This window comes from Porphyromonas sp. C0041D3, assembly GCF_056590575.1.
In genome coordinates this window covers 34,279-42,582 of the sequence record NZ_JBWPWJ010000012.1, presented here as the reverse complement: position 1 = coordinate 42,582, position 8,304 = coordinate 34,279, and the positions used below count along the sequence as shown (strand labels likewise).

Genomic DNA, 8,304 nt, shown 5'->3' with positions numbered 1-8,304 from the left:
GCCTCACCTGAGGGCAAGGCGCAGTATAATAAGGCACTCTCCGAGCGCCGTGCGAAGTCCTTTGCCGACTACCTCAGTCGCACCCACGGCATCAAGCGGACTGACATGACCATCGCCGGACGTGGTGAGGACTGGGCAGGCGTGGAGAAGCTCGTCCGTGAGTCCGACCTCAGCTATAAGGCTGACCTGCAGCAGATCATCGACAACTATGGCGGTGACGCCCGCGACCCGAAGGTGCGCGCCCTCAATGGCGGTGCCCCCTTCCGCGAGCTGGTGTCTGACGCCGGTCTCTATGCCAAGGTGCGTCGCACGGACTATGCCTTTGCCTACACCGTCCGGGGATTCAACCTCGAGGAGGCACGGGAGCGGATCAAGACCGCACCGAAGCTCCTCAGCCTTAACGAGATGTACCTCGTAGCCAATAGTTATCCGGTCGGCAGTGAGGACTTCAAGGAGGTCTTCGCCATTGCCGAGAAGTACTTCCCCAATGAGCCCGCTGCGCTGACCAACGCTGCCGCTGCTGAGCTCGTGAGCGGGAATGCCGCAGCCGCCCTCACCCGACTGAGTCAGGTCAAGGCTCCAACAGCCGAGACGCTCAACAACCGCGGTATCGCCCTTGCCCTCACCGGCAAGTACGATGAGGCGGAGAAGTGCTTCAGCGAGGCCATCGCCAAGGGCGACAAGCGTGCCGCCGACAACCTCGCCGAGCTCCGCAAGCTCCTCGAGAGCCTCTGATAGGGACTTATCTACCGGGCACAGCGGTGCCCGGTAGACTACTTGACATATATTAGGACTTCACATCGCACTGTCCGACTCGTCCGATAATAAGCGCCGTCCGATACGACTGAAATTACATTACTATATTACTAACAACAGTTTCTTTTTCACTAACTCAAAACAATTATGAGAAAAGTAACAACTACCGTTGCAGCGGCTCTCGTAGCTCTCAGCTTCGCTGCCTGCAACAAAACCAACAACGAGGCTACCCCTGAGGTCGCTCAGGGCAACACCTACGCCTCTCTCACCATCGGCGCCGGCAACGAGCTTCGTGCTGAGACTGACAATGTAGGTCGTGCCGAGGAGGGTGCTGTCAAGAGCATCTCTCTGATCTCTAACGAGCCTACTCTGGAGTTCACCACCCTTGGTACTGACTTCAAGCAGATAGGTGAGTACTACAAGACCAATGCATTCAAGACCAAGGCAGGATCTCGTGCCTTCGCTCTTGTACTCAACAAGGGTGGCATCACTCTGCCCGGAGTTGTCAACGCTGCTGCTGAGTTTGTTTCTGCTGATACAGAGACTGCTGCAACCTATGCTGATGACACCAAGGGCTTCGTTATGACCTCTAAGGTCGCCACCTTCGTCGTACAGCCCAAGATCAGCGAGGAGGATGTCAATGCTCTCAACGCTCCCGATGAGAATAAGAACGGCTTCCAGCTGAATGCTGAGCGCGTCGTGGCTCAGGGTATCGTCACCACTCCTCTCAACACCTCTGAGGCTATTACTACCACGGACAACCTCGGTGACCTCACCGGGCTGAAGTATGGTGGTGCCATGGGTGCTAAGAAGACCTACGTCTTCGGAAACTACGCCGGTGAGCGCAAGATGGGTGCTGCTAATAAGTATGCTAACTTCAAGTCTCTCGTAGATGGTGTAGTTACCACTGCAACCTATGACGATGACGCCACCACGGATAAGGCTAATCGTGAGAAGTTCCAGTTCGCTGAGCTGACTGACCGCGCTCTCGTTGCTAAGGTGGCTGACTACAGCACGCCTTTCGCTAAGGCCGGTTACTACTTCTTCGAGAACTCCGTTGCCAACCCTGCAGATGCGGCTAACCTCGGTGCACACCGTAACGCATATGCTAAGGTATACGGTGTATACACTCCGAAGGAGGTCATGACCATCAAGAATGTCTTTAAGGCACAGAAGGGCACCAATAAGTACTTTGATCCCGCTACCGCCGAGCCTAAGGATCAGGCTGACGGTGGTCAGGAGGGTGTTGTAGTGCAGACTCTCGTCAAGGCTGAGAGCTTCGCTCCCGGTACTTCCTTCTTCCTCGGTGAGACCGATGGTGTCTTCTACGCCAGCGCAGAGGCTGCTAAGCTTAGCGTTACCGCTCCCGGTCAGAAGTCTTACATGTACGAGAATGGTAAGTGCGTCTATCGTATGCCCTGGAACCAGGTCAAGAGTGGTAAGACCACTATCTACGCTGATACTCGCCGTAACAACATCTACGTCGTTAACGTTACTGCCTTCGAGAAGGTTGGTATGAACTACGACCCGAACGATACCGAGGATCCGAACATCCCGAAGCCCAATAACCCCGACGAGCCTACCACTCCTCCTGATGGTGGTGATCCCTCTTGGGACGAGGCTGAGACCTTCGCTGCATTCTTCACGCAGATCCTCCCCTGGAACGTTGTTGATCGCGACGTTACCCTCTCTAAGCACTGATCATCTCTCACGAGAGATCTTCCCGATTAAGTCCGGCGCTTAGCCGGCATAGGGCAGGCGGGCTTGACCGCCCACCTGCCCACGATATAGAGAATGACTCCCCCCATCCACTAAGGGAGAGCGAAGCTTTGAAAATGTAAGTGCATGGGAAACCATGAGACAGATATGAGGAAGAGACTTTTACCACTCACGATAGTTACCTCGCTGCTCGGAGTGATGGGATTACTCCTAACCGGGTGTCACCCCTGCGTCTACGAGGATCTGAGCGACTGTCCGCAGATCGTCAGGCTGCAGATGCAGTACGCTGTTCCGTGCGGGGGCTCTGTGCCCGATAAGTATGCCCCGCTTGCCAAGGGAAGGGACTTCCGTGTGATGGCCTTCCGCACCGATGGCTCGAGGGTCAAGCTGGAGCTACCCGAGCAGAAGACGCCTCCTACCACAGCGAACTCCTTCTGTGATGTGGTGGTGAGAGAGTATGGTAAGCTCACCTTTGTCTCGCTCCTTGCCGAGGACTTCACCCCCTATCGTCTCGATGAGGTTACCTCTATAGATCAGCTGCTCCTCGCCCTCGAGACGACCCCGCAGACGCACGCTGACCTGCCGGATATCTGGTACGGGATCAGTGACAAGTACGACAATACCGGCTATGCGTCCCGAGGTACCGTCACCGATACATTGGTGATGGGGATGGAGGAGAAGCTCCATACGCTCAATTTCTCCGTCAAGGGCCTCCCCGCCGGAGCCTACACCCTCGAGGTGACCACGCCGGAGAATGCCCTCCTCGCAAGTGGTCTCCCCCAGGCCGGTGAGGTGACCTACCGTCAGCCCCTTCACGTCGTCAGCGATGAGGTATTTGGTACAGTGTCGATGGATCTCTTCCGCATTGTCGCTGACAGAGCAGCGGAGACGAAGCTGGCACTGAGCGACAGCGAGGGTAAGGTCCTTTACGAGACCACCTTCGGTGACTACTTCCATCTCACCCCTCGGATGAAGGTCAACTTCTGCCGGCGCCCTATTGATATGATCGTCGAGCTTGAGCCTACCGACCAAGGGACCTGGATGATGGTCGCCGTCACTGTCAAGCAGTGGAACTTGGTTTACCGGAACGTGATACTGAAGTGATGACTGCCATGAGATATTTCGACCACTACATAGCGACCCCTCTCCTTGCGCTGACGCTGCTCCTCGCCTCCGGGTGTCGCAGCAACGTCTCCACAAGTGAGCCCGCGACGGAGAGCACCTCGTCGACTATGGTCACTCTCCGTACTTCGGTCATTGGCACCATGTCCCCTCGTGCTGTCTCGGAGAGTAATGCTGATCCGCTCAATGGGAGCGGAGAGGGAGCGGTCCATATGCTCAACCTCTGGCTCGCCAAGGAGGGCTGGATGCAGGCTACCCCCGACACGAGGAATGCACCCATCTACCAAGCGACGTTTAAGGTCAATGGGGTGCAGAATCCCTCTGAGAAGAGAGACTACACCATCCTCCTCAATGGTCACACCCTCCCCCTGAATACCCTCTCGCGCAGTGAGCAGACCACTATAGGTCTCGATCAGATCAGCCTACTGATGGATGAGAAAGGCTTCACCATGACCGGAGCTGTCAATCTCAGTGCCGATATCAAGCCCGATGTGGTGACACCGGCAAGACCGGGCGATAATGTCTTCCCCAAGGATGAGCCTCTCCCTGTCGAGCGTGTCGTCTCCAAGGCTCAGCTCTACAAGAAGTCCGGCTTTACCCCCACCGGGGTCCCCGGCACGATCGCCAACCTGCACTGGGCTGTCGCCGGTAGCGGCAAGCAGGTCTACCTCTACCGATATCATGCCGGTGAGCGCACCATGGGGATAGATGGCCTTTACGATGGACTCAGCACCGCCTCCGCTGAGAGCGGCCTGATGAAGCTCTCGGATGTGATCAAGAATCCCGATGACAAAGGCAACTTTGCCTGGAAGAAGCTGTCAGCAACAGCGAGCGGGAAGCAGTCTGTCGCCGACGGGATCTACTTCTACGAGCATGCACTCGAGGAGACCAAGGGGCAGAGCAAACCCTATCCCCGCACGATCGGCTACGACAAGGTCACCTATGCCAAGGTCTATGGTGACCTCGGCAAGATAAGCAAGGGAAAGAGAGGCGAGTTCAATGAGAAGGCCTTCCCCTACTTCTCTGCTATGAGTCGCGTGGTCTACACAGAGAAAGATGCACGGAAGCTCACGACATCTGAGTTGCCAAATGCGCCCGGTACCTTTAAGAGGAGTTTAGAGACTTGGGAAAAGATGAGGAAGCACGTTAAGGATGCTTCTTCGGAGGACTTTATGAAGGATCGCTGGTACTGGATCTGTGTCACGGAGATACCGAGTTGGGATATGGCGAAGAAAAAGGAGCTCTTCGATTCGTCACGCTTCTCCATACCTGATCTGATGGACTCTCACGAGGGAGATACGTTCTTCCTGATGCACGACACGCCCGGCACCTTCTACGTCGGAGCCAATGGCATCATCTACGATACGCTCCTCGCTGCCAGGGCAGATGGCAATAAGAGCGCCCGGAAGTATGCCGGTGGGCGGATGGTCTACCTCACGCCCCTCAATGCTCAGGGCGAGCCCAATAAGATCTACAACTGCGATACCCGACGCAATAACATCTACGACCTCGAGATACAGGGAGTCAATGGTCTGGGGTACAATTACGACCCGGTCGATCCCAAAGATCCCTACATCCCTAAGCCCGACGACAACCCCCTCGAGCCCGATCCCGATCCTGAGATCCCACCGATCAACAATCCGGAGATCACCATCAGGGTCAAGGCAACGGTGCTCAAGTGGAATTACATCCACCAGTCCTACGATCTGCTGGGCAAAACGAAATAACGAGTGAGAATAGCATGAATAGCAATCACAGCATATACACAGCCCCTCTCCTGAGGCGGCTCTGCCGGTCAGCGCTCCTCGCCACAGCCCTGCTCGTCCTCGGTGCGTGCCACAGCAGCTTGGTTCCCACCCAGGAGGAGATAGACGCCGCCTGCCCCCGCACCGTGCGCATCATGGCGGCGGTGGAGGGCTACGCCGGTACCCACACCGGCACTCGTGCTGTAGTGGTCAATACCAGCACCGCTACCGATACTTTTGAGAAGCTCACCAGGGATGCTGAGGGTGGTGAGAAGGCGATCCGTGACATCTTCCTCTTTGTCATCCCCGAGTTTGGCTCAGAGGCCTCGCAGGTGATCTATTACTACGGGTCAGGAGATGATAGTGGTATAACCGGAGATAAGCTTAATGGAACCAATGTGGTGGCCAAGTCCTTTACTACCAATAACGACGGAGAGGCGGTCATGGAGCTGGCCCTTAAGCCGGGTCGCTACACCTTTATCACCGTGGCTAATTCTGTTGCACTCCGGAATGCTGCAAAGGATAAGGGAACTGTGACAGTTAGTGCACTTATGGGTCTTACTCACAGCAACCGTACCTTTGTCGCTAGACCGGATCAGACAGAGGTCTACATTGGCAATAGTTCTAAGCATCAGGATTTCCCGATCCTCGGGCAGCAGGTGATCACCGTGCCCTCAGAGGCACCGACCAAGCCCTTAGAGCCGGTGATTAATATGGAGCGCATCTTTGCCCGGGTCGATCTCTTCCTCACCACGACAGAGAGTAAGGGCGGTGAGTACCTCCAGTCTCACAAGGACAAGAGTGGCACAGAGACCCTTCGTCGTCCCTCCGACTATCGACTCAAGGGGATGAAGATCCTTGCGACTACCACTGCGACTGGTACCAGTTACTCCTATCCCATCCTGCCCTCCGCCGGAGAGTACACCGCACTCGAGGAGGTTATCCGGTCTGTGGGCTATACCTCGCCTACCATACTTGCGGATAAGGGCATCACCTCTAACGGAGGATGGGAGGACGGAAGTAACCTATCCGAGTCCCAGGCGTGGCAGAATGTTATCAATAAGGGCACCAAGGGAGGCCTCCGGAAGCTCTGGCACACGCCACTCTTCTACACCAAAGTCTGGAATGACGCCGACGAGAATCCTTACCACCTCTACCTCCCCAGCCTCTATCTCGGGCAGGTAGGTGAGACCGAGGCAGGAGCCTCCTCTGTCCGTATCGAGCTGACCTTCAGGCGTCTCTCCGATAGTAAGGACTACGTCTACCGGATCCCGATCCACAACGAGACCGGTGCCTCAGACTACTACTCCATCCGCCGCAATACGATCTACGACATCGACCTCACCTTCTACGGCGACGAGCTGCAGGTACAGCAGAGTGGGGTGCTGGTTTATCCTTGGAAGCGTGTGGATCAGACGTTTGAGGTTAATCCAGACGATGAGGGTGTAGATCCACTTTGGAAACAAGATAAGCCATGAAGACAACACATATTTTCTCGTCTCTTGTAGTAGCACTCGCTTTCCCTCTGCTCCACTCTTGCCAGAAGAGTACTATCGACTTGGTAGAGCCGACGCAGGGTGAGGAGTTGAGTAGCACCTACAAGCTGGAGAAGCCCCTTACCGTCTCCTTCCTCGTAGGTCCCAATAAGCAGATCCGCCCTGTAGAGGCTGTCACGCGCGCTGTGGGTGACCTCAGTCGAGACTACACCCAGGATAAGGATAAGGCGACGGTGAATAGTGCTCCAAGTAAGACAGTGAGCGATAAGACCCCTGAGTATTATATCTATGGGGAGACAGGCGGCGCAAACGTCTATAAGTCTGACTGGATCCGGAACATTCACATCCCTGAGTTGCGCGACGAGGACTATAAAGTAACCGGAAATATTCCTGTCCCTTATCAGGGAGGCATCTCGTCAGGATCTCGCACAGATGAGAATAGCGAAGTCACCATCACCTTTTATAGCTTGCCTAAGGATGGTACACTCACTTTCCTTGCTAATTCTTACCTTAAGGCAGACTTTTGGAGTAAAGAATACGGCTATCTTGATCTGAGTAGCCCCTTTATTCCTGTGACGGAGACCAAGGCAATGTACTCAGCGACGTATCTTGCTCAGTGGACGGAAAGATTAGCAAAGACTGAGGATTACTTCGGTCCCGGTGCCAATGAAGGATGGAAGCCCGTTAATTATTCATACGATAGAGATCCGGATAAGTCTGTATTCGAGAGTGCCTACATCCCTATGTATGGGCGGCTCTACCATGTTGCTCCCTCAGCCAACAAAGATAAGCTCATAGGCTCTGAGAAGAAGAGCGATACCCCCAAGGAGATCAATACCATCTACCTTGAGCGCGCTGTAGCTGTTGTTACTGTGGGCTGGGATCTCCCCAGTCAGGTCTCCTCAGACTTTGATTATTTTGTGGATGAGGTGTATTGGGCTAAGATGCCAAATGTTGTCTCCATCGTCCCCAACAACTGGGATGCCATACAGACTTTTATGACACAAAACTTAGGTCCCTTGGTGCCTAAGGGCGAGAAGCAAAAAGTCATCCCTGCCTACTGGGACTACCGAAATAACTTATCTACTTGGAAGGGCGGAGGCGTCAATGATCGTGGCTATATGATAGCGGATCGTGTGGGATATAATGCTTTCTTTGTCCCTGAGAATTTAGGTGACAAGCCTAATACCATCTACGTGGTGCTCAGTCAGTTTGATCCTAAGACCGGCAAGGCTGCTGAGCAACGCGGCACCAAGGTCTTTGAGCTGCCCTACGGCGAGAAAGACCCCACGACCGGCCTTCTGGAGGTACACCGAAACACTTGGTACAACCTCCACATCAAGCTTAAGCAGACCCCGTCGGGTCCTATGCCGTACATTGTCGAGACGTGGGAGGATCAGCCGGTAGATATCCCCTGGTAAGCGATTATCCGAAGAGCCCATCGGCGCAGACACCACGGACCATCT

At 54.9% G+C, this 8,304-nt stretch carries 6 protein-coding genes; all 6 read left to right on the top strand.

Annotated features, from left to right (window positions below):
• Positions 1 to 735 (top strand): tetratricopeptide repeat protein (locus tag AC1EKE_RS07745; protein WP_480308930.1); only part of this gene is annotated, 735 nt, incomplete at its 5' end.
• 168 nt (positions 736 to 903) lie between these two features.
• Positions 904 to 2,457, top strand: a complete 1,554-nt coding sequence (locus AC1EKE_RS07740) for an Mfa1 family fimbria major subunit (RefSeq protein ID WP_296163716.1) — start codon at positions 904 to 906, stop codon at positions 2,455 to 2,457.
• Between the two features lie 165 nt (positions 2,458 to 2,622).
• Positions 2,623 to 3,579, top strand: a complete 957-nt coding sequence (locus tag AC1EKE_RS07735) for a FimB/Mfa2 family fimbrial subunit (protein WP_296163682.1) — start codon at positions 2,623 to 2,625, stop codon at positions 3,577 to 3,579.
• An 8-nt stretch (positions 3,580 to 3,587) separates the two neighbouring features.
• Positions 3,588 to 5,324 carry a fimbria major subunit gene (locus AC1EKE_RS07730; RefSeq protein WP_296163668.1) on the top strand — a complete coding sequence of 579 codons (1,737 nt, stop codon included), beginning with the start codon at positions 3,588 to 3,590 and terminating at the stop codon, positions 5,322 to 5,324.
• Positions 5,325 to 5,338: 14 nt separating this feature from the next.
• Positions 5,339 to 6,820 carry a hypothetical protein gene (locus AC1EKE_RS07725; RefSeq protein WP_480308929.1) on the top strand — a complete coding sequence of 494 codons (1,482 nt, stop codon included), beginning with the start codon at positions 5,339 to 5,341 and terminating at the stop codon, positions 6,818 to 6,820.
• Complete coding sequence (locus AC1EKE_RS07720; RefSeq protein WP_480308928.1) at positions 6,817 to 8,259, top strand: hypothetical protein; 1,443 nt, start codon at positions 6,817 to 6,819, stop codon at positions 8,257 to 8,259. Before AC1EKE_RS07725 ends, AC1EKE_RS07720 begins: the two co-directional genes overlap by 4 nt.
• The last annotated feature ends 45 nt before the right edge of the window (positions 8,260 to 8,304 follow it).

Bases quoted from the DNA above. Each gene is read 5' to 3' on its own strand.
- AC1EKE_RS07720 (WP_480308928.1), top strand. From the start codon at position 6,817: ATGAAGACAACACATATTTTCTCGTCTCTTGTAGTAGCACTCGCTTTC.
- AC1EKE_RS07730 (WP_296163668.1), top strand. From the start codon at position 3,588: ATGAGATATTTCGACCACTACATAGCGACCCCTCTCCTTGCGCTGACG.
- AC1EKE_RS07740 (WP_296163716.1), top strand. From the start codon at position 904: ATGAGAAAAGTAACAACTACCGTTGCAGCGGCTCTCGTAGCTCTCAGC.
- AC1EKE_RS07725 (WP_480308929.1), top strand. From the start codon at position 5,339: ATGAATAGCAATCACAGCATATACACAGCCCCTCTCCTGAGGCGGCTC.
- AC1EKE_RS07735 (WP_296163682.1), top strand. From the start codon at position 2,623: ATGAGGAAGAGACTTTTACCACTCACGATAGTTACCTCGCTGCTCGGA.